This window comes from Bradyrhizobium sp. RDM12 (genome assembly GCF_051917485.1).
In the GTDB taxonomy this organism is placed as follows: domain Bacteria; phylum Pseudomonadota; class Alphaproteobacteria; order Rhizobiales; family Xanthobacteraceae; genus Bradyrhizobium.
Genome location: NZ_CM133064.1, coordinates 387,315 through 411,398 on the forward strand (window position 1 = coordinate 387,315; position 24,084 = coordinate 411,398).

Genomic DNA, 24,084 nt, shown 5'->3' on the forward strand with positions numbered 1-24,084 from the left:
CTCGCGATGACGCCCTTGCGCTTTGCTAATCCTTCGCCGTCATCAGGCTGGATAGAGGACTTCCACCTCCAAGCTGTCGTTCATACTCGGCACACTACTGGATGCCCGGTCAAGCCGGGGCATGACAGCAATTGAATCAAAACGCCGCCGCCAGCTCCCGTGCGGCGGCATTGTTGCTGTTGCTGTCCATCCGCGCATCCGTCACCGCGAGCAGCTTCGCCACCGTGTTGTGGCGGATCGCGACCGGGTTGCGCTCGTAGCCGCCGCGCTGGAAGAAGTTCGAGGTCGGCACCTGCTCGCGCATCGCCTGCGGCATCGTCACCATGTCGAGGCCGGTGCCGTCGCCCGTGAGGTTCATCATCTCGAGTTCGGCGGCTGTGAGAGGACGGGTGTAGCCCTTGGCGCGCGCGAACAGCACCGAGGTCAGGAGCTTGTGGGTCTGCAGCATCGGCCCGATGTCGACGTCCAGCACCATCGCGTGCATGGCCCAGCCCTGCGCGGTGTCGCCGATCTTCTCATGCTCCGACCAGGTGTCGGGCACCGACTTCGCATGCGCCACCATTTTCTTGAGAACGCCGAGCTTGTGCTCGAGCGCCTGGCGCGCCGGCCCCGAGCTGCGCGCCACCTTGTCGGAGAGCGCACGGATGAACTCATGGCCCTGCTCGGCCAACAGCTCGACGCTGTTGGTGGTGAGCAGCTGGTTGTAGCCCATCGCGGTCGAGATCGCGCGCTTGCCGCCATGCTCGATGCCAGCCTGCACGTCGTAATTGCCGGTGCCGCCGGTCTCGAACGAATAGACCCGCACTGCCTGCTCGCGCGTGAGCCCGGAGGCGAGCGCGTATCGCGCATAGGCGCGCTTGAACTCGACCTCATTGGTCGGACGTTGCGGCGTGAATTGATAGAGATCCTGTGCGGCGCGCAGGAGATCGGAGGCGACCGGAAGCGGCTTGCGCGTCGGGCGCTCCGGCGTTTCCTCGGGCTCGGGGTTCACCGGCCGCTTCGGCCCGGTATAGATCGGCGGTTGCTCCAGCACGTAATCGTCGAGCGTGATCTGCTGCCCGCTGCGCCGCTTGGCGTTGCGGCCGCGACGCTTTTCCGTGACCTGGCCCCAATAGGCGCCGGCCTCGGCATCGAAGGCGCCGCGGATTTGCTGATACTCGGCCAGCTTGCGGCGATATTCGAGCACCGCCGGCGACGCGCCGCCCCCGCCTTGCGCGAAAAACTGCGACAAGAGCTGGGCGTTGGCATTGCTGACGGCGGGCGGAAGCGCGTCGGATTCGCCGCCACGCGCGGCGGGGACGAGCAGGACGAACGCCAGTGGAACCAGCGCCAGTTGTTTTCGAATCGAAGGATGCATGCTGCCCTTTTAGCAGGCATCCGGTAACCGTCACGTTAACGCGCCGTTTACCTCTTTTTGTTGCTTGCGTCACTTCCAGGCGAACACCGGCTGTTCCAGCTCGCTGACGCGGGTCTGCCGCCCGGCCAGCACCTCGCGGAACTGGTAAATCAGCGCCGCCGTCGGCGCGTGGATCAGGCTCATCTGGTGATGGAAGCGGATCACGCGACGGCTGCTTTCGGCGATATCCGTGAAATCGAAGGCGTCATCGCGCTCGATCGTGTCGAGCGCGATGCGATGGACGGAGGCGACCTCGTCCGGGTTCGGCGTGATCGCATTGCTCTCGGCGGCCCAGACCACCACCGGCGTGATCAGATAGCCGGAGCGCGTCGGATAGTCGTCGAGCAGGCCGAGCACGGCGTCGGCCGGAAGGCTGAGCGCGAGCTCCTCGTCGAGTTCGCGCAGCGCCGCCTCCACCGGCGTCTCGCCGGCATCGCAGCGTCCGCCCGGCAACGCCCATTGACCGCGATGCGCACGCAAGCTCGATGCGCGCTTGGTCAGCAGAAACGCGGTGTCGTTGCCGTCATTGGATGCGGTCAGCGCCAGCACCACAGCCGCACGCTTCAGCGCCGACGGCGCGGCGGCATCAGGCAGCCGCGCGAATGCCGCGCAGGCGTCCGCGATATTCCGTCTGGTGGCATCGCCGAAAGCTCTCATGATGCTTGACTACACCAGGACCGCGCTCGATGAAACGAGGAGAGATCAAGCGTTGCAAGGATGCACGGAGCGATGACCAGCAAGACCGCCGCAAAGCTCAAATCACACGGCTGGACCATCCTGGAGACCACGGGCTTCATGCACCTGGTTGGCCCGTTGTGGGAGCGCAAGGTCGACGGCCAATACGAATTCGCACTCGCCACCGAAGACAAGCACCACAACCGCCGCGGCATGGTCCAGGGTGGCGTCATGATGACCTTCGCGGACCGCACCTGCGGCATGACCGCCCGCTACGTCTCCGGCAAGGAGTATATGGCGACGGTGCAGCTCGACACGCATTTCGTCGAAGCGGGCAAGATCGGCGACGTCCTGATCTCCCGCCCCCGCGTGGTGCGCGCGACCCGCAGCCTGATCTTCATGAGCACCGAGGTGAGCGTCGACGACCGCTGCGTGGTGATGGCGAACGGTGTGTTCAAGATATTGAAGGGGCCGGTGTAGGTCGCTCCGCCCACCGCTGTCATTCCCCGCGAAGGCGGGGAATCCAGTACGCCGCGGCCTCTCCGCTCAACACTACCGTCTCGGCGTACTGGATCGCCCGCCTTCGCGGGGTGACACCGCGGACGCATTTCTGGATTGCTTCGCGGCGCTCGCAATGACGGAATGAGGTGGATATGCTGGCGCCACAAAGAGCAGCAAGGAACAGCCCATGCAGTACCGCCAGCTCGGCCGCTCCGGCCTGAAAGTGTCGCCGATCTGTCTGGGCACCATGATGTTCGGCGGCCCGACCGACGAGACCGCATCAAAGCGGATCATTGCCAAGGCGCACGACGCCGGCATCAACTTCATCGACACTGCGGACGCCTATTCGAAAGGCGGTTCCGAGGAGGTCGTGGGACGCGCGATCGGCGGCAACCGTCGCGCCTGGGTGCTCGCGACGAAACTCGCCAATCCCATGAATAGCGATTCGCGGAGCGATCCCAATCGCGTCGGGCTGTCGCGACGCTGGGTGTTGCAGGCCGCCGAGGAGAGCCTGAAGCGGCTCGGCACCGACCACATCGACATCTACTATCTGCACAAGGAAGACCATGCGACACCGCTGGAGGAGACGGTGCGCGCGATGGGCGATTTGATCCGCGCCGGCAAGATCCGCTACTTCGGCGTCTCCAACTATCGCGCCTGGCGCGTCGCCGAGATCTGCAACATCTGCGACCGGCTCGGCATCGACCGTCCGGTGGCGAGCCAGCCCTATTACAACGCGATGAACCGGATGCCCGAGGTCGAGCACTTTCCGGCCTGCGCCTATTACGGCCTCGGCATCGTGCCCTATAGCCCGCTGGCGCGCGGCGTGCTCACCGGCAAGTACAAGCCGGACGCAGCCCCCGACAAGGAGACACGCGCCGGCCGCAACGACACCCGCATGATGCAGACGGAATGGCGGCCGGAATCGCTCCAGCTCGCGCAGGAGATCAAGAGCCATGCCGAGAAGAACGGCATCACCGCCGGTCAGTTCGCGGTCGCCTGGGTGCTCAACTCCGCCTTCGTCTCGTCGATCGTCGCGGGCCCGCGCACCGAGGAGCAGTGGGACGGCTACATCCGCGCGCTCGACTACCGCTTCACTGCAGAGGACGAAGCGCTGATCGACCATCTGGTCGTGCCGGGCCATCCGTCGACGCCGGGCTACAACGACCCCGCCTATCCGATCGAGGGACGCCGCGCGCGGACGGCGTGAAGTCCGGAGACAATGATGGCCCTTGAAGACCGTTACGGCTTGCCGCTCTCCACCAGCTCCGATCAGGCGGCGTCGGCCTATCGCGAAGGCATCGACCTCATGCTTGCCGGCTGGACCAGCACGGCGGAGACGCTGGAACGCGCCATCGCCGCTGATGCGGATTTCGCGCTGGCCCACATTGCTCGCGCCCGCGTGCATGCGTTCTACCAGCAGGGTGATCTTGCGCGGCAGAAGGCCTCGCTGGCGCGCGAGCTCGTCGCCAAGCGCGGCACGGAGCGCGAGCGCTCGCATGTCGAGACGCTGGCGCTTGCGATCGGGGGCCGGCTGCCCGATGCGATCGCGGCGATGTTCAAGCACATCGAGAGCTGGCCGCGCGATGCCGTGGTGCTGTCGCTGCCGCTCGGCGCGTTCGGCCTGTTCGCCTTCTCCGGAATGGCCGATCACGACCGCGCCCGGCATGAACTCTGCGAGCGCGTCGCGCATCATTATGGCGAGGACTGGTGGTTTCTCACCATGTCCGGCTGGGCGATGACCGAGAATGGCGATGTCGCCCGCGGCCGCGCCGTCACCGAGCGCGGCTTCAATCTGCGCCGGGCCAACGCCCACGCCGCACATGCCATATTGCATGCGATGTTCGAGGACGGCTCGTTCGACGCGGCCGACCGTCTCGTCGAGGACTGGCTTCCTACTTACGACCGCGCCGGTATCCTGCACGGCCATATCCGCTGGCATCAGGCGCTCGGCGCGCTGGAGCATGGCGATGCGGCTCGCGCGCTCAAAATCTATGACGATGTGCTGCAGCCCTCCGCCACGCAGGCGCCGCCGCTCAACGTCGTCACCGACAGCGCGTCATTGCTCTGGCGCCTGTCGGCCTACGGCCACGCCGTGCCAAGAGCGCTCTGGGTCGAGGCCGACGCCACGGCTCAAAATTCTTCCCGAAGTCGGGCCTACCCTTCGCCGACGTCCACATGGCGCTGTTCGCGGTCGCGACGCAAAATCGCGCGGCGCTCGCAGCACGCCTGGGCGTGATCGAGCAGCGCCTTGCCGATGGCAAGCTGCCGGCTGGCCCCGTGGTGCCGGCGATCTGCCGCGCACTGGCGGCTTTCGCGGACGAGAATTACGCGGCCTGCGTGCGCGAGCTCGCGCCTGTCCTCGCCGAGGTCGTGCGCATCGGCGGCAGTCATGCCCAGCGCGAGCTGATCGAGGACACCTTCCTTGTCGCCCTGATGCGCAGCGGCGAGCTGCCGCGCGCCCGCAGCCTGCTTGACGCCCGCCTGCACCGCCGCCCATCCTTGCGCGACGGGCGCTGGCAGGCGGCGACGGCTTAGTTCTGCCACGAAAAAAACATCGGCCTGGCGGCAAGTGCCTGCCGGGAAGGCTTGGGGCGATCGAAGCGAATCGCCGATGGGTGGCGCGGTGGTATTCCAGACGGGCTTTGTCGAATGCTTGGCGGAGCAAACGGGATCGCAACCAATTTGTGATTCGCTGGCGATCGGGCGGAACTTTCGCCCGTCCGTGGCCCCTTGGCAGATGAGCCCGACGATGCGCCTCCGCCGACCGGTCCTGGCTGCACTCCTCCTTTCCCTGGCAAGCCCTTGTTTTGCCGGATCTTCCAGCGCGATTTCGGCGAGCAATCCGGCAGCCCAGCTGAATCCTTTCATCGACATGCTGGCGCTGATGTCGGGCCATTGCAAAACGCTGAAGGTTGCCGGGCGCGCTTTTGCCTGCAAAACCGTGGCATTCGCCCATGACGACAAGGGCCGGGTCAATTTCGCGGTCGCCGTTGACGATCCCTCCGACGAGAACCACGTCGTGTCGTTCTCCGGCGAGAACGGCAAGCGGGCCGACGACAATTCCTACGAGCTGCCGGTCGACCGCATGCTGCTCAACTCCAAGAATCGGCCGAAGGTGGACGGCCTGCCGGTGCCGGCGGAGCAAACCTCCACCGGCACCTGCCGCCAAACCGGCAATTTCGCCGCCAGGAAAGTGAACGACGTCACCTGCTCCGCAACCGACAACGAGGGTCGCAAATACGAGCTGCTGTTCGTCTCCGACGGCAAGCCGGTGAGCGTGCGACGCATCCGGCAGTCCTCGCCGTCGATCCAGGATCCGTTCAAGTAACGGCATCGCCGAGAAAGACGCCATTCTCGCTGCCCTGTCCGAGCGGCATGGCTTTCCCGATCCGCATCCATGAGGGGCGCTGCCCGCGCAATCCACTCTCGTGTCCCGGACGCGGTGCAGCGCGTAGCGCTGCTCCGCAGAGCCGGGACCCAGGCTGCAAAGAGTACTCGTGGAAACATGGGCCCCCGCTCTGCAGCGCACCGTCGAAGAGACGCTGCGCTGCGTCCGGAGCACGAGAGGCGTCGCGAAAACGAGGGAAGATTGGCATTGTGCTCATTCCCAATCGGCTCGCATATTTGACAGGACAATTAACCGCCGGTATCCCCACGCCATGCCCCATCCCCTCCCCGCCCTCATCGTCGTCGACGTCCAGCGCGCATTCGACGAATGGGAGGCAGCGGGCAAGCGGCGCAACAATCCGGATGCGGTGGCGCGGATCGTTGATCTGCTCGCAGCGTTCAGGGCGAGCTGCGCGCCGATCTTCCACATCCGCCACGAAGGCACCAAGCCGAACTCGACGTTCCTGCCCTCGCGCACCGGCTACGCCGTCAAGGACGAGGCGCGCGAGCAGGCCGGCGAGCCCGTGATCGTCAAACGCGTCAACAGCGCCTTCATCGGCACCGAGCTCGAGGCGCGCCTGCGCGCAAGGACATCGCCACGCTCGTCATCTGCGGCGCCACCACCAATCATTGCGTGGAGACGACGACGCGGATGGCCGGCAATCTCGGCTTCGATGCGGCCCTCGTGCGCGACGCGACCTGGACATTCGATCGCGTCGGCCCCGACGGCGACACGCATTCGGCCAAATCGATCCATGCGATGACGCTGTCGAACCTGAACGGCGAATTCGCCCGGATCGTGACCACGAACGACGTGATCAACTCGCTCGCAGCGGTGCGACAATAAATCTCAGCGCGATTTGCGCGCTGATCGTCTGCGTCGTTTCGACGCCCGCACTCGCCGGAACGCAGCAAAGGCCCATTGGTTGTCACTCGACTCTCAACTGGAGTGATGACATGAAATATTTCTTTGTCGCGATGGCCATCGGTGCGGTTGCGCTTGCCGCGTCCTCAGCCAACGCGGCCGGTGGCGGCAAGGCCAAGCCGAACGCGCAAGTCAGCCGATCGACCGACATCAGCGCGCAGCACAGGCATCATCATGGCTATCGCCACCACCACTCGCGGCCTCACCATAACGGCTATTATCGGCCGCACTATCGCAGCTATGGCTATTACCCGCGGCACCACGGTTACTACGGCGGCGGACCCTACGGCTATTATCGCGGCAGCGGTCCCGGCGTGACGTTCAGCTTCGGTGCAGATCGCTGGTGAACGAGAGGCCAGCAGTGATGCGGGCCTTCTTTTTCAACGCTGCAAGATGAGGCCGGCCGTCTCCAAGCCGCTCGCAAGCGCCGCCTCGACCGTTCCCATGTCGCGGCCGCGATAGAGCGCCTCGCCGGAGAACAGCACGGAACCATCGGCGCGCGCGAGAACCTTTGCGCCGCCCGCGTCTGCGGCGTCGCCCAGGAATAGGCGCCCCGGGCGAAGGGATCGTGCGCCCAGTTGGCGGCTTCCGCCGCGACAAGATCGCGTGCGAGATCATCGCGTGACAGGCCGAAGATCGTGGCGAGCGAATCGATGCCGGCGTCGATCAAGGCCCGTCGATCGAGTCCGGACAGCACGGCGGTGCGCGGCCCGCCGAACCAGCCGGTCAGCACGGGATGATCGGACGGATTCTGCGTCCACCACACCGGGATCGTCTTATCCGACAGCAGAAAGGTGAGATCGGCGAGATCCGCCGTCCTGTCGCGCCACCATGGCCCGGTGAAGCGCAGCAGGATTTTGATGACATTGCCGAAGCCGATGTCGGCCGCCGCGGCCGCCTTTTCGCGCGCGGCTTGCGGCAGCGCGATCTCGTGCAACAGCGGTAGCGGTACGGTGAGGATCACGCTGTCGCAGGCGAACGCCTCGCCGCTCGCGCAACGGACCGAAACGGAGGTGCCCCGTTCGATCGCCGCCACTGCGCAATTGAGGCGGATCACAACGCCATGCCTGCAGCATTCGGCCACCAGAAACGCAATCAATGCGCCGTAGCCGCCGACAATACGCCCCTGCGAATGATGCCCGCCGACCATCCACTCCTCACGCAACGCCAGCGTCGAGGCGCGCTCGGGTTCGGCGGCGTCGTAGCCCTCGACCATCCGTTCGATCGCGTGGCGCATCCGCGCATATTTGTCGCCGGCAAAATGAAGGCGCAGGAACTCGGCGACGGTGAGGTCGTGCTTCAGGTCCCTCAGTGCGGCATGAAGCTCGGCCTCATGCGGATTGTCCCGGCCTTCGCGCGAGAGTTTGGTGCCGTCAAAGCTCCATTGCGTGCCTTCGATGGGCTGCAGCGACAGTCCCGCCTCGTTCAGCAGACCGCGCGTGACCGGCGCTTCGCCGTGGACGAACTCGGCGCCGCCATCGGCGGGATAGCCGAACTGCGATGCGGGCAGCGGATGGATGCGTCCGCCGCAGCGGTCGCGCGCCTCCAGGATCGTGACCTGCTTGCCGGCGCGCGAGCTCGCGGGCCGCCATCAGGCCGGCCGCGCCGGCGCCGACAATGACGATATGATCTGGCGTGTCCGACATTGCGGTTGCTTATTGGCCCGCGGCGTCGTTCTGGATCAGGTAGCGCAGCAGCAGCACCCCGCCGCCGAGCTGTCGCGTGCTCTCCAGTGTCATCGCGGTGAGCGGCGCGCGCTTGTCGCTGTCGGCGTCTGTCGAATCGAACACGCACGGTGCACCCCTGGCGCCGTCGATCGCGGGGCTGAGGATCAGGTTGAATTCGTCGATCAGGCCGGCGCGCAGGAACGCGCCATTGGCAACACCGCCACCCTCCACCAGCAGGCGCTTGACGCCAAGCTCGCGATTGAGGATGGCGACGGCCAATGCGAGGTCGATGTCGGACTTTCCGGCGAAGATATAAGATACGCCCTCGCCGCGCAGGCCGGCGAGATAGGAATCCGGCACGCTTTCGGTCAGCACGACGACGATCGGATCGCCGCCGATGTCGGAACGGCCCCAGCCGATCTTGCCGTGCGCGTCGAGCACGACGCCATAGGTTTTCGCATCGCGCCGCGCCAACCAGTTTTCGCGCGGAATCTTTCGTTTGAGGTCTCGGGATAGGGCTTGCCCTTGGCGAACTCGGAGCCGGTGACGCGGCCGATCACCCAGGCATCGCCGCCGAGTTCGTCATGGACCTTCTCGAACCAATCGGTGCCGGCGCCTTTCGGGCGCCAGCGGCTCGGATGCGTGCGACCGTCGAGACTCGCGTGCATCAGGCAGACGACGTAAGGCTTCATGCTAATTCTCCGTGCCCGCTCGTCAGGCCGGCTTACCACCCTTGGCGCGATCGTTCACGATCATCGCGAGCGGATTGAGTTTTGGCGCTGCGACCAGCTGGAGCGTATTGCTATCACGATGATTGAACGGCGCTCCGCGGACGAACAACTCGGTCTGGATCTGATAGCTCCAGCTGCCATCGTCGTTGAAGCTGAGATCGCATCGATAAGTGTCGGTGCGAAAGGCTTGTTCCAGGAAGCCGGTCGAGCAGATCCCGTAAGCGGTGTCGCCGCGCTTCGCCGTGACGGTGATCTTTTTGTCATCCGGCTTGGCCTGGCCGGAGGCCAGCAGCACCTGCCCGCGCGGGATCGCCAGCGTCTGCATGATCAGCCCGGTCGCGGGCTCCCAGAGCCAATAGCCGACCTGATCGTGAAAGGTGATGTCCTCCTCGGGCGTGTTGATGTGGATGTGATATCGCAGCCCGTAGAACAGCTGGGGACCATTGGCCTGCGGATCGATCGGGTCCATCCGGATGTGCTCGATGAAGGTCCGCCGCTCCGGCCCCTCCGCCTTCGGATTGATATCGATGCCCTTGTTCGCCTGCCAGGTGCCGGCGAGCCGGCGGAGCGGCCCGAGATTGGCAAGACTGTCGGGCGAGACGTCCTCGGGCTCGGTGAAGATGTCGGCGGGAATGGGAAGCATGAAAACCTCGCATCGTTGCGCGAGCAGCAGCAATAGCACAAGGGCGGCGCAAATCGAGCGGGGATGAAACGATAAGGAGGCTCGCGAAGACGCTGACGTTTCCGGTGTGAGGCGGCTCTCAAGCCGCTTCGGACGTCGATCTGGCACGCTGTTCGAGCAGGCCGATGGTCGAGACCAGATTGTCGCGTCGCGCGCGAAGGTTCGCCGCGCGCGGCGGATAGGTCGGCTCTCGCGTGTCGAACACTCCGGCCCGGGCCTCTTCCTCGAGAATGTCGGTGTTGAGCAGCCGGACGCGCCACCACAAATCGGCGATCAACGCGTCGAGCCGGAGTTCTCCAGCCGCACCAGAACGGGACACTTCCTGCATCACTTGCCTCAACCTGAAACGGCCTCCCTGTTGAGGCCTGGCTTTGGCCCTGACTGAGCAAGCGGAGTGCCAGAAGGGGTGCGCGCGATCCTGTGCCTAGCGCTTGGTCTTGTGCAGCACCATCCTGCCCTGTGAAGCGATGCCGCCCCATTTGGCGGACCAGGTGACCTCCGGTGCCGAGGATCGCGCGATGCCCTTCTGGTCCCACGCCCCCTGCAGCGCAAAAGGGCGCCTTGGGGATCGACGCATCGCACGATCCAGCAACCATCGGCAACGCGATCGGCTCCTGAAGGACCCGACCCCCGCCAGCATCGACCCGCCGGGCCGACACGCCAACGTCGTCGACATTGAAGTAATGAAGCCAGCATGCCTGCGGCACGCTGGGAAGCTTGGTGAGCATGCCGCCGATCGTCTGCCCGGCCGCCGAAAACAATTCATATACGCTTGCCGGGTCGGCCTCCGTGGAGGCCTGTTGCCAGCCGAGCAGCTTTCCGTAGAACGGAAAGACTGTGCTTCGGTCTTCGGCCAGCAACTCGTGCCAGCCTACGGGCCCGGGCTGGTCCAACCCGCTCTGCTGCGACTGGCCATATGTCAGGCCGGTGACCAGCGCAAAGGTCGCTCCTTGCGGATCTGCGACGATCGCAATCCGGCCAATGTTGCTGTCGGTCGGCGAGACCAGGATCGCGCCCCCGAGCCGGCGGATCTGCGCGACCCGCGCATCCATGTCATCGACAGCGGCGTAACCGAGCCATCTCGGCGTTGCTCCCATCCGCACCCCTTCTTCGGGGAGATCCATCAGCCCGACGACCGGAGCGTCGCCCGCAGTCAGCAGCGTGTAGGCCAGTTCCGGGCTCGACGCATCTTTCATATCCCAGCCGACCACTCCGGCGTAGAAAGCAGCGGCCGACGCCATATCCGTCGTCAGAAGCTCATACCAAACGAAGCGTCCGAGGTGATCGACCACGTTAGTGTCCCCGTTCGGGCAGACAGATGATTGCGCACTGCATCATGTGCCGCAGCCCGGTATCATCGACAGGACTCTGGATCGGAATTTGCGGCAACGCCATTCATGAAGATGAATGCAGTCTGAACGAGCGCCATTACATTTCGTGTTCACGTGAATCTTGCCCGCTTTGATTGCTCGGCGTAGGATGATCGTAGAACATCGTTCTTCGACCCATATCGTTCTTCGACCCATGGAGGATGCGGCCATGCAGCGAGCGAAGCAAGCTTCGAAAAAGAAGCGAATGACCAAAGCTGCAGTACCGGCGCTCGGATTCGCCGGACTGACTTTTTCACTGGCGGGAAGCGCGATGGCGTCCGCGGTGCCGGCAGACGAGCCTCAACAGCGAACGAATTTTTCGCCCGGCCAGTTCTCTGCGCTCAGTGAGGAAGAGCTCGCCGACGTCAACCTCGCCACTTTCCATCTCGCCGGCGATGAAAAAACCTTCAGCGGCGTGCTGCTCGCGCGCGGATGCGGTGGCTGCGGCCACGGCTGTGGCGGTTGCCGTGGCTGTGCGGCCAGAGGTTGCGGTGGCTGCCGAGGCTGCGCAGGCTGCAGGGCGTGCCGCTGCGGCGTCGGTTGTGGCGTTGGCATCGGCTGCGCCGTCGTTGCGCCGGTGGCATGCACGGGGTGCTGCGCATCGTGGGGCCGCTGCCGCTGGTGCTAGATAATAGCGCTCGCTGACTGTGTATCGACAGGTTGCCAATTCATTGGCCGGGCTCGCAAACGACCCGGCCAATTTGCTGTTTTGGTTACGGCATTCGCGGCGCCTGGCTGGTCCGCTTGCCGATGGCGAGCGAGTGTGTTCCAACTCAATTGAAGAAGCCGGTCGAGCTCGGCGCACAAGTCGGGCCGCGCCAAGAATCCGTCGTGCGCCGGCAATCGGACATGACGGCAACAGGATCCGCGTGCTGAGCCGATGACAGTCAAGGAAAGAGCAGCGCTGCGAAGCAGACCCGCAACGACATTTTGCGATTCGCGCCAAACTTCACCGCCTATCTGCTTCCTCCTAACGCGGTCTGTCTCTATTCCGAGAGCCGCAAGTTCTTCCTGCACGGCGATCTCTATTGCGCCGTGGCAAGCGCAATCGGAAAGAACGGCAAGACTGCGCCGGAGATCATCCGCCAGCTCTCGAAGCGTTTTCCCACAACCGAGATCGAGGAAGCCATCAGGCGGCTCCTGGAGCGCCGCTACGTCGTGAGCGGAGCATCGCACGCAACCGCCGTTGATGGTTATTGGGCAAGCCTCGGCCTGCCTCCGGAGATCGCCGAAGAGAACCTGCGAAATTGGCCTGTGCGGGTCGAATCGATCGACGTCAACGGCGCGAACGAACTGAGCGCGGCCTTGGGCAAGCTCGGGGTTCGCATCACCAGGCGGTCGCCCAGGCTCATCATCACGCTTGTGAACGACTACCTCGAACGGCGGCTCGCCGAACTGAACGGCGAACGCGTCGCCGACGGGACGCCTTGGCTGCTGGTCCAGCCGTCCGGCGTGTTTCCGCTGGTGGGGCCCGTGTTCAAGCCCGGCGAGAGCGCCTGCTGGACCTGCCTGCACGATCGCATGATCCGCAATCGCGAGATCAAGGGATTTCTCGACCGCGGCGCGGCGCAAGCGGTTGCAATATCGCCGCTGGTCAGCGACGCCGTAGGCGAGACCGCGATCCACTTCGCTGCCGTTGAAATCGCGAAGGCGATCGCCTCCGGATTCCGCACCGATCTCAGCGATCACATCGCAAGCTTCGACCTGACCGGCGCCGCCATCGCCAAGCACTACGTCGCGAAGCGTCCGCAATGCTCGATCTGCGGCAGCAAGAAGCTCAGGAATCCGCGACGGGCAGCGGTGCCGATCGAGCTTGCCGAGGGCAGAAAGCTCGTCATGACCAGCGGCGGATATCGCACCGTGACGTCACGCGCGACCGTGGCGCGGTTCCGCAAACACGTAAGTCCGCTGACCGGCGTGGTGTCGCGGCTCGAGCGGATCGAGGTCGACCTGCCGATGAACACCAATTTTTTCGCGCACCACAATTTCTCTGCGCCGGCCTGGAACATCGATCAGCTCAGGTCCGGCTTGAGCGGCGGCAGCTTCGGCAAGGGCTCCACGGCCGAGCAGGGCGAGGCCAGCGCGCTGATGGAGTCGATCGAGCGCTACTCCGGCATCTTCCAGGGTGACGAGATCAGGACGATGCGCCGCTTTGCCGACTTCGCGCCCGGTGACGCTCTTCTCCCCAACGACATCCAGTTCTTCAGCGACACGCAGTTTCAAAACAGGCATGTCCCGCTGCCGGACGATTCACATCCGGTTCCCGAGCCGTTCGATCCCGCGACCAGGACAGAGTGGTCGCCGGTCTGGTCACTGCGTGACAAGCGTTTCAAGTATCTTCCGACCGGCCTTTTATATTTCTTCTATGGCGGTTTCCACACGGATTCGAACGGATGCGCGGCCGGCAACACCCGCGAGGAGGCCATCGTTCAAGGCTTCCTCGAACTGGTCGAGCGCGATGCCTACGCGATCTGGTGGTACAACCGCGTGCAGCGCGCCGAACTCGATCTGTCGCAATTCGCGGATTCCTATGTGCGGGATCTCCAGAGCCAGTTTGCCGATGCGGGGCGCCGGCTCTGGGTGCTCGACATCACCAGCGATCTCGGCATTCCCTCCTATGTTGCGATCATGCACTGGATGCAGAACGGACACGAGAACATCGAGTTCGGGTCCGGCTCGCATTTCGATCGCCGCATCGCCCTGCTGCGTTCGCTCACCGAGCTGACCCAGTTCATGTCGATCGGGATGATGAGCGGCGCAAGCGGCGAGAAGCCGTCGCTCGACGGTGTCACGCCGCTACGGTTGGACGATTATCCGTTCCTGACCCCCAGCGATAATCCTATTATTCCGCCGGCGCCTGGGATCACCGTCCACGACAACACGCGCGACCAGGTCAATGCCTGCGTGGAAATTGCCAGCCGCGCGGGATACGATTTCCTCGTGCTCGACCAGACGCGACCCGACGTCGAGGTCCCCGTGGTCAGGGTGCTCGTTCCGGGCTTGCGGCATTTCTATCGCCGCTTCGGGCCCGGCCGGCTCTACGATGTCCCGGTGAAGCTTGGCCTGTTGGATCGCCCGCGACTGGAAAGCGAACTGACCCCGTTCCTGCCACACACCTGAAGGCTGATCTCGTTGCGCGCGCCCCGGAAAAAGCCGAGCAGGACGATCGCGCCCATCATCGCCGCCCGGCTGAACGGCCGCTTCTCGCTTCACATGCAGGCCGACGGAAGCATTGCCGCGGTGTCGAACGACTATTCGGTCAGCCTCGGACAATTCAGCGCCGCGGCAATCGCCCGCGCGGAGCATCTCGCCGCCGGCCTGCCGCTCGCCTCCCTTGCCGGCAAGAGCGCCCTCGCGCGGCAGCTTCATGCTCTGGTGCGGCGACTGGCGCAGCACGGGCTGCTCGACTATCGCCTGTTCTCTCCCCGTGACGCGCGAGATTTGGTGGTCATCGAGCCCCAGATCGCCGAGTACTGGCCGCAGCGCGCAAAGCTGTCGAGCGCCGATACGATCGTGTTGTCACGCTTCGCTTATCTGCGCCGGCGCGGCAACGAGATGGTGCTGGAATCGCCACGCGCCGGCGCGCTGTTCCGGATTTGCGATCCCGCCATCGCCGCCACGCTCGCTGCCCTGTCGCAGCCGCGAAAGATCGGCGAGCTTCGCAAGCAAGCGGCCTCGAACCTCGACCTGCTCGGATTGCTGCTCGAGAGCGGGATGCTGATCAAGCCCGATGCGAAAGACAGAGACGGGCTTCGGGCGAACGAACGCGATCGCAATCTCGCTCTCTGGGATTTCCACGATCTCGTGTTCCACACGCGGAGCACGGAAGGCAGGCATGCCAACCCCGTGGGCGGCACCTACGCGCATGCAGCGACCATTCCGCCGCTGCCCGCCGTGCGCCCGCCCTGGCCCGGCAGGAAAATCTCCCTCGGCAAGTTCGCCACGCCAGAGCAGCCGGCGTCGCCCTTCGCAAAACTGTTACGCGCGCGCCATTCGACACGGGATTTCGACGACCTGCATCCGGTCACGCTGGCCGAGCTCACGCAGTTTCTCGGCACCACCGCCCGCGTGCTGTCGGAATGGACAAGCGGCGTAGATGGCGACGGCGACCCGAAGGTCACCTACGGCTCGAGACCATATCCGGCCGCCGGCAGCGCCTATGAGCTGGAGCTGTACCTGACGGTCTCGAACTGCGAGGGGCTTGCGCGTGGACTGTATCACTACGACGCCGGCGGCCACGCACTGGTCGCGATCGACGCCCCCGCCCAGCAGCTTCAGGCGCTTTCAATGGCCGCCGAGTTCGCCATGGACGCATCCGGTCCGCCGCAAATCCTGATCACGATCGCCGCGCGGTTCGGGCGGATCTCCTGGAAATACTCTTCGATCGCCTATTCGCTGATCCTCAAAGACGTCGGCTGCCTGATCCAGACGTTCTACCTGGCCGCGACCGACATGGGTCTCAGTGGGTGCGCCATCGGCACGGGCAATATCGATCTGTTTGCGAAGATGACGGGGCTCGAGTTTCACGTCGAGGGCCCGGTCGGGCAGTTTGCGCTGGGGCGCGGGAGGAAGGCGGCGATCCCAAGCTAGCCGGGGGCCGAATTGTCGTCGAGGCGGGTTCAATGCTCGTCCTTCACGCGCACCTTCCGCCGCCGCTTCTGCATGACGCCATCAGACGCAAGAGAGCAGGCGTGGCGCGAACGGCGGCCGCTCACAGCCGCACGGATCAGTCGGTGACAATCGGTCCGAACGGCTCCCATCGATCGCCCGTGAAACGCATCCAAGCGACAACGGTCTTAAGTGCCTTGATCATGATTGCCGGCCTGCAGCTGATTTTGCTGCCGTGACGGCGAAGTTTGCGATGCTCGCAGGACCGACCGATATGAGAGCTTCGCGGCGGACCTTCCTTAGCGCACGACCAACACCGGCACGCTTCCGTTCGCCAGCACCTCAGATGTTTGGCTCCCCAAAAAAAGCTTCCTGAGACCGCGGCGCCCGTGAGAGGACATGACGATCAAGTCGCAGCCTCTGGACTTTGCCGTCTCGACAATCGCAGTAGCCGCGTGCGCATTCGGAACGTGCAAGAGTACTGCAGTAATCCCAATCTGCTCCGCCATAGATAGCGCCTCTTTAAGCACTTTGCCCGCGCGTTCCTTGTGAGATGCGTCGTACCTATCCATCTCTTCCTGCGAGGGTATATACCCCGACGCGTGTCCGCTCCCATAGTCGATGAACATCTGCTCCGTTACGGTGATGATTGTTGCTTTGGCGTTCAGCGCTTTGGCTAAGGCGAGGCCGTGCTCAACGCCCTTTCTTGCGACATCCGATCCATCCGTGCTCAAGAGAATGTTGGCGTACATTCGGTGCCTCCCTTGCTTGTCGAACATTTTTCTAAAAAGTGATCTTCACTAATATGGTCCGATCCCCATCCTCGGTCTATCCGCTTTTATTTCAGCCTCGTGTCATCATCACGGCCTTGGGCGGACCGATACCGTGACGAGGGAAGCGCGCGGCCAGGACGTGTGGCACAAAGACCGGGAGCGGCGACTACTGTATCGATATCGCGCTTGGATCGCTGGCGTGCCTGGCATCGCCTTCGTGACTGTATGGCAAAGTCTCATGGAGATAGTGCAATCTCGCACCCGGCACGTGCAAATCGTGATCAGTTATGTTCGACTACCCGACCGTGCCGCAGATTCTGAGTTAGCGGGCAACGCCGACCGTCTTTCAACCACTACAAGTTTACGCGAATAGAAGAGAGACCACTTTCGTCAGATGGGATTGCGATATTGCGAACCCCTGAACACAGAGAGAACGTGTCTTGAGGCAACATCTCGCCAGGAGAGCTCCATCCATTCGGACCGATTTCCAGAAGCGTCCCGCAATTGGCTCCGAACAAGGCGACGAGCAGAGATATTGGACGGTTACTACCGATTACCTCTTTGCCGTGCGCGTATTGCGCGGAAGAACATTCCTGTACGAGACCATAAACCCTGCTCTGAGAGCTGTCCTTGGCATTCCGTCGGACGGCGTCATCGGGACGCCCGTCTCCGATTGTTTTGGCGCGGAAGACGCTCGATCCATCTGCAAAGCCTTTCGTACCTGCCTCGGCGAAGGCCGTCAGGTTTGCGTCAGGCATCGCCTCGCGTTTGGCGGATCGCTGCGCGATTTTGAGACGGTCGCTACTCCGGTTTTCGATCCAGATACAGGCAGCGTCACCAAGTTGCTTGGAAGCCATCGAGACGTGAGCAGCTGCTCATCCGGAAGCCTCACTGAATCGAGGCCTGACATCGATGGACGCGTCAACACAAGGCTGGTCCATATTCAGGAGGATATCCAGCAACGCATAGCATCCGATCTCCACGATTCGACGTGTCAGTACCTGATCGCCGCCAGTCTCAGCATGATGAGGGTCCGGACTGCCTTAGGCGACCCAGCCATGCTAGAGCGGCTCTTCGACGACATCGACACATCCATCGATTTCGCGCTCAGGGAAATAAGAGCCTTTGCCTACCTGTTGCATCCCCGGAATCTGACGGTCGATGGATTGAAGGTTTCTATCGAGCAATATGCCAGGGGATTCAGTGCTCGAACCGCGCTGAAAGTCAGAACCAAAATCTCACCTGAGATCGACAGACTACCTTACAAGGGCCAGCACTCGTTGTTGCGGATCGTTCAGGAGGCTCTCACCAACGTCTTCCGTCATGCAAGAGCGACCGAGGTCGAGATATCGGGTGAGATAGCAGACAACCATTTTGAATTGCGGATTAGCGACGATGGGTGCGGAATCGCCTCCCGGGCGCCCGACGGCACCTCCGCATCGCTCGGCGTCGGAATTCCCGCGATGAGAGCGAGACTTCAGCAGATGGGCGGGCGGCTTGAGATATGGTCTGCACCGGGACGGCGACTTCCTGGTACCACGTTGTGTGCGATTGTCCCGTACCATTACAAACGACGAAAACTCAATCAGCCAACTGTCGCGACAGGCATCGGAGCTCAGCCAAGAACTGAAATAAAGGTCCGGCCGTCGAATATACAGAGCGGGGCAACTCGCGCGCCGGACTCGGCTACAGACTAGGCAGACTGCGCGCGCAACGAGCTCGAGTTTAAACCATGAAGCAGATCCTTATCGCTGACGATCATACGGCTGTCCGATCCGGGCTACGGGCGGTCCTGGAACAACATGCCGACTGGCAAGTCGTTGCCGAAGCGAGCGATGGACGCAACGCGCTGGCTGCAGCCATCAAGATCGAGCCTCATCTCGCCATCGTCGACTTCTCTCTCCCCGGCATGACCGGAATAGAAGTTGCGCGGCGGATCAGGGAGGCGTCACTTCAGACTGAAGTTCTCATTTTCACGGCTTACAATTCCAATTTGCTCGCGCGGCAAGCCTTTGAAGCAGGTGCCCGGGCATTCCTGGCCAAATCGGATGCGAACAAGTTGCTGTTGACTGCCGTTGCCTCGCTTTTGGCGCACAAGCCGTTCTTCAATGGCACACTTTCGAGCAAATTTAACGATGGCCCGGCCGAAGAAGACTTTCAGATACTCTCGCCGCGAGAACAGCTCGTGGTCAAGTTGGTGGCGGAGGGTTACGGCAACAAGGGCATCAGCTCCATCCTGAACGTCAGCGTGAAAACGACGGAAACGCATCGGGCAGCGGCTATGCGTAAGCTGAATGTGAATTCGGTTGCAGGTCTCGTTCGATACGCGATCCGGGCTCAACTGATCGACCCTTGATGGCTCGGTCGGCACAAATCGGGAATCTTTTTGTTCAGGTGATCAGCACTCCAAGGAGGACGTCGCAGCGAGCTTGTCGTAACAGGCTGCGATGGGGCGGATGTCATTGAGCCGGGCAAACCGCAGGTTCAACCGGATTGGGCCCTCTGCAGGCGTCATGTTCCCAGCCGGTAGCTGATGGTTCAGCGGCGCGTCGAGGGAATGCCATCTTCGCGTTGTCCGGCGTCGAGAAATTCCCGCAAGTTATTGGCGCAACTGGCCTTCTCGGCGATCAGACGCTGGTCGGCCTGACTGCGCCAAAACAGGCTGGGAACAATCGTGATCGCGATGGCAATTGAAGTGTGCAAGGCAGCACGATAAGGTAGCAAATGGGTGTTGGGACAATCTGGTTGATATAGTGGCTGTTGGCGATTAGTAGGCGGCACCGTTGCATGCACAGGTCCCTGGATATCGATTTCAAAGTCATTGAGGACCAGCTTCGCGGGCGTAACTTTGTCCATAGCAGCGAGATGCTTGGCCCGACCGAAAATATCTTCAAGACCAAAGAACATGGATATCGCCGCGTTGACGACGCCGCATTCCTCCACGTGATGCACTTTGAGGCGGGTACAACCTACAGCCTCAGGATAACGCGGCCGGACTACGTTTGCATTCAGATTTCGGTTGGCGGAACGTATAATCGCTGGATCGACGATCATGTCTCCCCGGTGAAACCGGCAACTATCGATATCACCAATGCACCCTTGTCATTCTCGGACACGGCGGCAGGAGCAAAGCTGCGTGGCGTTCTGATTGCGTGTAAGCGCGAATATCTCATCGATCATTTCAAGCTGAATGTCGATCGCGTCCCGGCTATCTATCGACCAATATTCAATTCCGGAGCCGGCAGTCCGTCAGCCCTGACGCTGCCGGCAAATCCCGACGTCATGGTTGCGGCGGACCAAATATTATCCTGGAAACACCATGAGCCATTGAGGCATCTCTATTTGAATGCAAAAGCGATCGAAATCATTTGCGAAGTCGTAGCGCAGATCAATGGCTGGGTCCCGCAAATGCGCCGCCCGCCTGCGGTCCAGAGCAAGAGAGTGGCGATCGAAGCGGCAGCGACGATTTATCGAAGGGAAATATTCAATGCTCCCACGATCGAGCAACTCGCGATGCGCGTCGGCCTGAATCGCAATGACCTCACAGAAGGATTTCGCGAGGTATTTGGCGCGACACCCCACGTCTATGGTCATTTGCTTCGCATGGAGGAAGCGCGTCTGATGCTACAAGACGGACAATTGTCGATCAGCGAAGTCGCACGACGGATCGGCTATGAAGGCTATTCCAGTTTCTCGAGGGCTTATAGTTCCCATTTCGGACATTCTCCATCCGTTGAGAAGCGCCCTGCTCAACCGATAGCTGGCTCGGATCTTCTACATCCGACACCACCGGTCCAAACCGCGCAAAGATAGTCATGACGTCGGCGGCACGGTCGAGGTGCGCGCGAGAGCCTGACGTCGCGCCGTTCCCGCTTACGATTGCGCTTTTGCCTTACCCCGCCACGCGCAAGAGCGCGAACAAGATCGACGTCATGATCACGATCAATCCCGTGGCCAGGACCAGCCGGTCTGCAAACAAACGGCGCATCGGGAATTCCCCTACACGAAGCTGTAGCGTTCGGAATGATACTTCGACATTGGCACGTTCATCTCACCGAGGGCTTTTTCGATCGCATCCATCATGATGTTTGGCCCACAGATAAAATATTCATGATCGGCATATGGCGGTGTCAGATAGCGCTTGAACATTTCCGCATTGATAAAACCGGTTTCGCCGGTCCAGCCATCTGGCGGCCTTGAAAGCACGTAGACGACTGTCAGCCTGAGTCGCACCTTCAGCTCTTCGAGCTCCTCCCTAAAGGTGATCGATTCCCAGTCCTGAACGCCGTAGAGTAGAACGACGGGGCGCGGGTCCTCCCGGTCGGCAAGCGTGCGTATCATGCTCATCATCGGTGTTACGCCGATGCCGCCGGCGACGAGCACGTGCATGTCCGCCGGGTTGCCGATCGTGAATGCGCCGTAGGGTCCGTCGAGATACACGCGCTGACCGGCGGGAACCCTGTATATACTGCTGGTAAAATCTCCCAGGTTTCTGATCGTCATCTCGACGCACCCATCCGCCGCCTCGGCGCTGGAGGAGAATGAAAACGGATGCGCCGTAATTGCGAACGGGCTCTCCCACAGCGTCAACCACCCGAATTGGCCCGGACTGAACCGAAAGCCGGGGTGCCGGTCCGGCTGCATCACCAATGTAAAGGTGTCACCGCGTTCCCTACGTACTTCCGCAACGCGATACGGCCGACGCAGCATGAAGAGCGGCTTGACGATGCGCACATAGAACAGCAATCCGATCCAAAAGACCGTCAGGCCGATCCACACCGACCGTTTCCAGGGATCAACGAGGTAGAAGCTCGACCCGACCATGTGCACGATGCCGGCAATGATGGCGACGACCGCCAGCGCGACATGCACAAGATGCCATGTCTCGTACGAAATCTTCAGCGACACACGCCAAAGGGCCGTTACGACCAGCGCGATCACCGAGGCAATCGATACGAGAGCGAAGTGAGCGGTCAACGGCGCTTCAAGCATATTGGACGGCGCAAGCAACTGCGGCTGAACCGCGACGAGAATGATCGGATGCGCAACGACCAGACCCGCCGCAACGAGCGATATCTGACGATGGAAATGATAGATGACGTCTTCACCCCACGGTTCGGTGACGTAGCGGAAGCGCGCGGTGAGGCCGAACTGCAGACCCATCATCGCAAGGCCGGAATAGCCGAAAGCGATCGAAAGCTCCGTCCAAAAATCGCGCGACGGGGGATGCGAGCCCGCCAGGAGCGCGAACAAGGGAGCGAGAATGAACAGCAGATAGACAAGGAGCCAGACAGCGCCGCGCAGGCCGTAGAGAAGCTGCATGAATCCATCCCCTTCGACGCGATCGCGTTCGAACTTTACCATTACGGCCAACGGATATCCCCTCGGGAACAACAGCCAATCGTTCGAGGATAACTACTGATTTTCGGATCGGGTCTTCGCCGTTAAGATGTCAGTTCGAACGCCTTGAACGAAACGACTTGAACGATGTGTCCGGTCTCTTGCATTGCGGCATATCCGACTCGCCGACGAGCACTCTGCTTTTCTCTCTCGTCCCGATCTGCTAAGTTCCTCATCTTGAATGAGCGTTGTTCGCTGCAGCGAACCCTCGTTCCGCGGGGTGCCATGCCGGACTCCATGATCGCCTATTGTGGCCCCGCCGCTCTTCCGGGCGACCTCTGGACGCGCTGGAATCTGGATCCGTTGCTGATTGCCATGCTTGTTGCCCTGGCGATCATGGTTGGCCGTGGTCGATCCTCCGACGTCCGAGCTGGATTCGGGGCGATCGGGTTGATGCTGCTCATCTTTGTCTCGCCGCTCTGCGCGATGTCGTCGGCGTTGTTTTCTGTCCGGGTACTGCACCATGTGCTGCTGATCGCCGCAGTAGCGCCGCTTCTGGCTCTGGCTTTTCCGCAACGGCGAGCGGGCTCGTTGCCAATCGTCGTGCTCGTCGCTGCACACGCGGTCATCCTCTGGCTCTGGCACACCCCGGGCCTCTATACTTGGGGTCTTGCCAGCGTGCCGGCTTATTGGCTGATGCAGATTACGCTTCTCGGAAGTGCCTGGTTATTGTGGCGGGCGATCCTGGTGCCGTCGCCATCCGGTCCCGCGCTCATTGCGTTGGTAGCTACCATCGGACAGATGGGCCTTCTCGGTGCGTTGATCGTTTTCGCGCCCAGGCCGCTCTATCTCGTACATCTGGCGAGCACGGCAAGTTGGGGGCGCGCGCCGCTTGCGGATCAGCAACTGGCCGGCCTCCTGATGTGGGTACCTGCGATGCTGCCTTATCTGGGTGTAAGAGTCTGGATTGCGTGGTCCAGCTTGAGATCGAGCGAACCGGCCCTGTGACAACCTTCCTGAAATTCGTGCATCTAGGTGCGATCGCGCTCTGGTCAGGCGGCTTGATCGCCCTGCCTTTCCTGTTTTGGCAACGCCGGACGCTTGAGCCCGGCCTGGATCTCGACCGGTTGCACCGCGTCACGCGGCTCGTCTATGTCGAGCTGGCCTCCCCTGCGGCATTTGTCGCCATCGGCAGCGGAACGGCACTGATCTTCCTGCAGGCGACCTTCGCGGAATGGTTCTCGCTGAAGTTGGTGTTGGTGGGGATCATGGCGATGCTGCACGTTGCCGCCGGCCTGATCCTCATGCAGTTGTTCTTGCCCCAGGGAAAGTTCACCAAGCTCTCCTACGTGTCACTCATGAGCGCTTACATCGCGTTGATCGCCGCAATTCTCTGGATCGTGCTGGCCAAGCCGCACCTGGATTCCAACCAGATCGCCGCGCATCTGTTCGAGCCTGGCGGACTCGGGCGTTGGGTGCATCAATTCCTCGGCGAGACCAGAATGCCGACGCCATGATCAAACACGAGCTTGCCTCCGTGCCAGCCGGCAAAGCCGACCATCACCGATGCAAGAGCCGAGAGAGCAAGGCCATGCGGCAAGATCGATTGGGTATCGACGAGACGCAGCCCCCAATTGGCTCCGGCGATCGCAACGAGAGTCATTGCCGCCACGGCATGGGACCAGCTCGCTTCAAGAAGCCGGATACCGCGCACCAGCAACAATTCTCCGGTGCCGACGATGCTAGCGGCCACGCCGCTCCAGAAAGCCATGCCCGTCGACCAAAGGCCGGCGCGCACCCAGAAGGCGTCTCCCGACCACCAATAGAATACGTCGACACCAAGCGTCGCGATCACGAATGCGATCGGGAAATGCACCATCATGACGTGGATCGGGTGCCCGACCAATGCCACCGCGGATCCAACATCCAGTCGAAGCAAATCCAGCATGACCGCACTGTGAGGCCGGGTCGTGAAATCGTCTCGCTCTGCCATCGTTCGCTTCCTTCACGGTGGAAACAACATCGT

The 24,084-nt window shown here is 62.4% G+C and carries 21 protein-coding genes and 5 pseudogenes; 13 read left to right on the forward strand and 13 right to left on the reverse strand.

Annotated features, from left to right (window positions below):
* Positions 1-136: 136 nt before the first annotated feature.
* Both ACTGJ9_RS01835 and ACTGJ9_RS01840 read right to left on the reverse strand, forming a co-directional pair.
* Entirely contained in the window at positions 137-1,357 is a 1,221-nt protein-coding gene (locus ACTGJ9_RS01835) for a hypothetical protein (protein ID WP_456675678.1), read from the reverse strand.
* A gap of 69 nt (positions 1,358-1,426) precedes the next feature.
* A complete protein-coding gene (locus ACTGJ9_RS01840; protein ID WP_456675679.1) occupies positions 1,427-2,053 on the reverse strand; it encodes an NUDIX hydrolase in 627 nt (208 codons plus the stop codon).
* Between the two features lie 72 nt (positions 2,054-2,125).
* Between ACTGJ9_RS01840 and ACTGJ9_RS01845 the strand changes: the two genes are divergently transcribed.
* The 6 genes and pseudogenes from ACTGJ9_RS01845 to ACTGJ9_RS01870 all read left to right on the forward strand — a co-directional run bounded on the left by ACTGJ9_RS01845 (position 2,126) and on the right by ACTGJ9_RS01870 (position 7,234).
* Positions 2,126-2,551: a PaaI family thioesterase gene (locus ACTGJ9_RS01845; protein ID WP_456675680.1), complete on the forward strand. Its 426-nt coding sequence runs from the start codon at positions 2,126-2,128 to the stop codon at positions 2,549-2,551.
* A gap of 208 nt (positions 2,552-2,759) precedes the next feature.
* Positions 2,760-3,782 (forward strand): aldo/keto reductase, encoded by a 1,023-nt coding sequence (locus tag ACTGJ9_RS01850; protein ID WP_456675681.1) that lies wholly within the window; start codon positions 2,760-2,762, stop codon positions 3,780-3,782.
* A 15-nt stretch (positions 3,783-3,797) separates the two neighbouring features.
* Positions 3,798-5,110 (forward strand): annotated as a pseudogene (locus ACTGJ9_RS01855) (tetratricopeptide repeat protein).
* A gap of 214 nt (positions 5,111-5,324) precedes the next feature.
* Complete coding sequence (locus ACTGJ9_RS01860) at positions 5,325-5,903, forward strand: hypothetical protein (RefSeq protein WP_456675682.1); 579 nt, start codon at positions 5,325-5,327, stop codon at positions 5,901-5,903.
* 331 nt (positions 5,904-6,234) lie between these two features.
* A pseudogene (locus ACTGJ9_RS01865) lies at positions 6,235-6,809 on the forward strand (cysteine hydrolase family protein).
* Between the two features lie 110 nt (positions 6,810-6,919).
* Positions 6,920-7,234 carry a hypothetical protein gene (locus tag ACTGJ9_RS01870; protein WP_456675683.1) on the forward strand — a complete coding sequence of 105 codons (315 nt, stop codon included), beginning with the start codon at positions 6,920-6,922 and terminating at the stop codon, positions 7,232-7,234.
* A 33-nt stretch (positions 7,235-7,267) separates the two neighbouring features.
* Here the strand turns inward: ACTGJ9_RS01870 and ACTGJ9_RS01875 are convergent.
* The 7 genes and pseudogenes from ACTGJ9_RS01875 to ACTGJ9_RS01905 form a co-directional block, all read right to left on the reverse strand.
* Positions 7,268-8,533, reverse strand: a pseudogene (locus ACTGJ9_RS01875) (flavin monoamine oxidase family protein).
* 9 nt (positions 8,534-8,542) lie between these two features.
* A pseudogene (locus tag ACTGJ9_RS01880) lies at positions 8,543-9,246 on the reverse strand (RibD family protein).
* 22 nt (positions 9,247-9,268) lie between these two features.
* The gene (locus ACTGJ9_RS01885) at positions 9,269-9,928 is read right to left on the reverse strand and encodes an FABP family protein (RefSeq protein WP_456675684.1); all 660 of its coding nucleotides are present in this window, start codon (positions 9,926-9,928) and stop codon (positions 9,269-9,271) included.
* A 118-nt stretch (positions 9,929-10,046) separates the two neighbouring features.
* Entirely contained in the window at positions 10,047-10,295 is a 249-nt protein-coding gene (locus tag ACTGJ9_RS01890; protein WP_456675685.1) for a hypothetical protein, read from the reverse strand.
* A gap of 96 nt (positions 10,296-10,391) precedes the next feature.
* Complete coding sequence (locus tag ACTGJ9_RS01895) at positions 10,392-10,544, reverse strand: hypothetical protein (RefSeq protein WP_456675686.1); 153 nt, start codon at positions 10,542-10,544, stop codon at positions 10,392-10,394.
* Positions 10,545-10,956: 412 nt separating this feature from the next.
* Positions 10,957-11,208, reverse strand: a pseudogene (locus ACTGJ9_RS01900) (VOC family protein); the annotation flags it as partial.
* 382 nt (positions 11,209-11,590) lie between these two features.
* Positions 11,591-11,788, reverse strand: coding sequence for a hypothetical protein (locus tag ACTGJ9_RS01905; RefSeq protein WP_456675687.1), 198 nt, complete (start codon positions 11,786-11,788; stop codon positions 11,591-11,593).
* A 479-nt stretch (positions 11,789-12,267) separates the two neighbouring features.
* Between ACTGJ9_RS01905 and ACTGJ9_RS01910 the strand changes: the two genes are divergently transcribed.
* Together ACTGJ9_RS01910 and ACTGJ9_RS01915 are read left to right on the forward strand one after the other, a co-directional pair.
* The gene (locus ACTGJ9_RS01910; RefSeq protein ID WP_456675688.1) at positions 12,268-14,457 is read left to right on the forward strand and encodes a TOMM precursor leader peptide-binding protein; all 2,190 of its coding nucleotides are present in this window, start codon (positions 12,268-12,270) and stop codon (positions 14,455-14,457) included.
* A 93-nt stretch (positions 14,458-14,550) separates the two neighbouring features.
* Positions 14,551-15,927: a SagB/ThcOx family dehydrogenase gene (locus tag ACTGJ9_RS01915; RefSeq protein ID WP_456678421.1), complete on the forward strand. Its 1,377-nt coding sequence runs from the start codon at positions 14,551-14,553 to the stop codon at positions 15,925-15,927.
* Positions 15,928-16,244: 317 nt separating this feature from the next.
* On the opposite strand, the gene ACTGJ9_RS01920 is transcribed toward ACTGJ9_RS01915, so the two are convergent.
* Positions 16,245-16,697, reverse strand: coding sequence for a universal stress protein (locus ACTGJ9_RS01920; RefSeq protein WP_456675689.1), 453 nt, complete (start codon positions 16,695-16,697; stop codon positions 16,245-16,247).
* 461 nt (positions 16,698-17,158) lie between these two features.
* Here ACTGJ9_RS01920 and ACTGJ9_RS01925 point away from each other — a divergent pair, with 461 nt between their 5' ends.
* The gene (locus tag ACTGJ9_RS01925) at positions 17,159-18,415 is read left to right on the forward strand and encodes a sensor histidine kinase (RefSeq protein WP_456675690.1); all 1,257 of its coding nucleotides are present in this window, start codon (positions 17,159-17,161) and stop codon (positions 18,413-18,415) included.
* 35 nt (positions 18,416-18,450) lie between these two features.
* Positions 18,451-19,074, forward strand: coding sequence for a response regulator (locus tag ACTGJ9_RS01930; RefSeq protein ID WP_456675691.1), 624 nt, complete (start codon positions 18,451-18,453; stop codon positions 19,072-19,074).
* A 182-nt stretch (positions 19,075-19,256) separates the two neighbouring features.
* Here ACTGJ9_RS01930 and ACTGJ9_RS01935 read toward each other — a convergent pair whose 3' ends face one another.
* Positions 19,257-19,772 carry a hypothetical protein gene (locus tag ACTGJ9_RS01935; RefSeq protein ID WP_456675692.1) on the reverse strand — a complete coding sequence of 172 codons (516 nt, stop codon included), beginning with the start codon at positions 19,770-19,772 and terminating at the stop codon, positions 19,257-19,259.
* Positions 19,773-19,781: 9 nt separating this feature from the next.
* Between ACTGJ9_RS01935 and ACTGJ9_RS01940 the strand changes: the two genes are divergently transcribed.
* A complete protein-coding gene (locus ACTGJ9_RS01940) occupies positions 19,782-20,531 on the forward strand; it encodes a helix-turn-helix domain-containing protein (protein ID WP_456675693.1) in 750 nt (249 codons plus the stop codon).
* 186 nt (positions 20,532-20,717) lie between these two features.
* Here ACTGJ9_RS01940 and ACTGJ9_RS01945 read toward each other — a convergent pair whose 3' ends face one another.
* Positions 20,718-22,040: a ferredoxin reductase family protein gene (locus tag ACTGJ9_RS01945; RefSeq protein WP_456675694.1), complete on the reverse strand. Its 1,323-nt coding sequence runs from the start codon at positions 22,038-22,040 to the stop codon at positions 20,718-20,720.
* A 303-nt stretch (positions 22,041-22,343) separates the two neighbouring features.
* On the opposite strand from ACTGJ9_RS01945, the gene ACTGJ9_RS01950 reads away from it, so the two are divergent.
* Both ACTGJ9_RS01950 and ACTGJ9_RS01955 read left to right on the forward strand, forming a co-directional pair.
* Entirely contained in the window at positions 22,344-23,066 is a 723-nt protein-coding gene (locus tag ACTGJ9_RS01950) for a cytochrome c oxidase assembly protein (protein WP_456675695.1), read from the forward strand.
* Positions 23,063-23,575, forward strand: a complete 513-nt coding sequence (locus ACTGJ9_RS01955; protein ID WP_456675696.1) for a CopD family protein — start codon at positions 23,063-23,065, stop codon at positions 23,573-23,575. Before ACTGJ9_RS01950 ends, ACTGJ9_RS01955 begins: the two co-directional genes overlap by 4 nt.
* Here the strand turns inward: ACTGJ9_RS01955 and ACTGJ9_RS01960 are convergent.
* A complete protein-coding gene (locus tag ACTGJ9_RS01960; protein WP_456678422.1) occupies positions 23,539-24,006 on the reverse strand; it encodes a DUF2231 domain-containing protein in 468 nt (155 codons plus the stop codon). The genes ACTGJ9_RS01955 and ACTGJ9_RS01960 overlap by 37 nt on opposite strands.
* Positions 24,007-24,084: the final 78 nt, after the last annotated feature.

Coding starts and splice junctions, on each gene's coding strand:
- ACTGJ9_RS01850 (WP_456675681.1), top strand. CDS start 2,760: ATGCAGTACCGCCAGCTCGGCCGCTCCGGCCTGAAAGTGTCGCCGATC.
- ACTGJ9_RS01895 (WP_456675686.1), bottom strand. CDS start 10,544: ATGCGTCGATCCCCAAGGCGCCCTTTTGCGCTGCAGGGGGCGTGGGAC.
- ACTGJ9_RS01885 (WP_456675684.1), bottom strand. CDS start 9,928: ATGCTTCCCATTCCCGCCGACATCTTCACCGAGCCCGAGGACGTCTCG.
- ACTGJ9_RS01930 (WP_456675691.1), top strand. CDS start 18,451: ATGAAGCAGATCCTTATCGCTGACGATCATACGGCTGTCCGATCCGGG.
- ACTGJ9_RS01840 (WP_456675679.1), bottom strand. CDS start 2,053: ATGAGAGCTTTCGGCGATGCCACCAGACGGAATATCGCGGACGCCTGC.
- ACTGJ9_RS01870 (WP_456675683.1), top strand. CDS start 6,920: ATGAAATATTTCTTTGTCGCGATGGCCATCGGTGCGGTTGCGCTTGCC.
- ACTGJ9_RS01890 (WP_456675685.1), bottom strand. CDS start 10,295: ATGCAGGAAGTGTCCCGTTCTGGTGCGGCTGGAGAACTCCGGCTCGAC.
- ACTGJ9_RS01950 (WP_456675695.1), top strand. CDS start 22,344: ATGCCGGACTCCATGATCGCCTATTGTGGCCCCGCCGCTCTTCCGGGC.
- ACTGJ9_RS01845 (WP_456675680.1), top strand. CDS start 2,126: ATGACCAGCAAGACCGCCGCAAAGCTCAAATCACACGGCTGGACCATC.
- ACTGJ9_RS01835 (WP_456675678.1), bottom strand. CDS start 1,357: ATGCATCCTTCGATTCGAAAACAACTGGCGCTGGTTCCACTGGCGTTC.
- ACTGJ9_RS01920 (WP_456675689.1), bottom strand. CDS start 16,697: ATGTACGCCAACATTCTCTTGAGCACGGATGGATCGGATGTCGCAAGA.
- ACTGJ9_RS01915 (WP_456678421.1), top strand. CDS start 14,551: ATGCAGGCCGACGGAAGCATTGCCGCGGTGTCGAACGACTATTCGGTC.
- ACTGJ9_RS01945 (WP_456675694.1), bottom strand. CDS start 22,040: ATGCAGCTTCTCTACGGCCTGCGCGGCGCTGTCTGGCTCCTTGTCTAT.
- ACTGJ9_RS01860 (WP_456675682.1), top strand. CDS start 5,325: ATGCGCCTCCGCCGACCGGTCCTGGCTGCACTCCTCCTTTCCCTGGCA.
- ACTGJ9_RS01935 (WP_456675692.1), bottom strand. CDS start 19,772: ATGATCGTCGATCCAGCGATTATACGTTCCGCCAACCGAAATCTGAAT.
- ACTGJ9_RS01960 (WP_456678422.1), bottom strand. CDS start 24,006: ATGCTGGATTTGCTTCGACTGGATGTTGGATCCGCGGTGGCATTGGTC.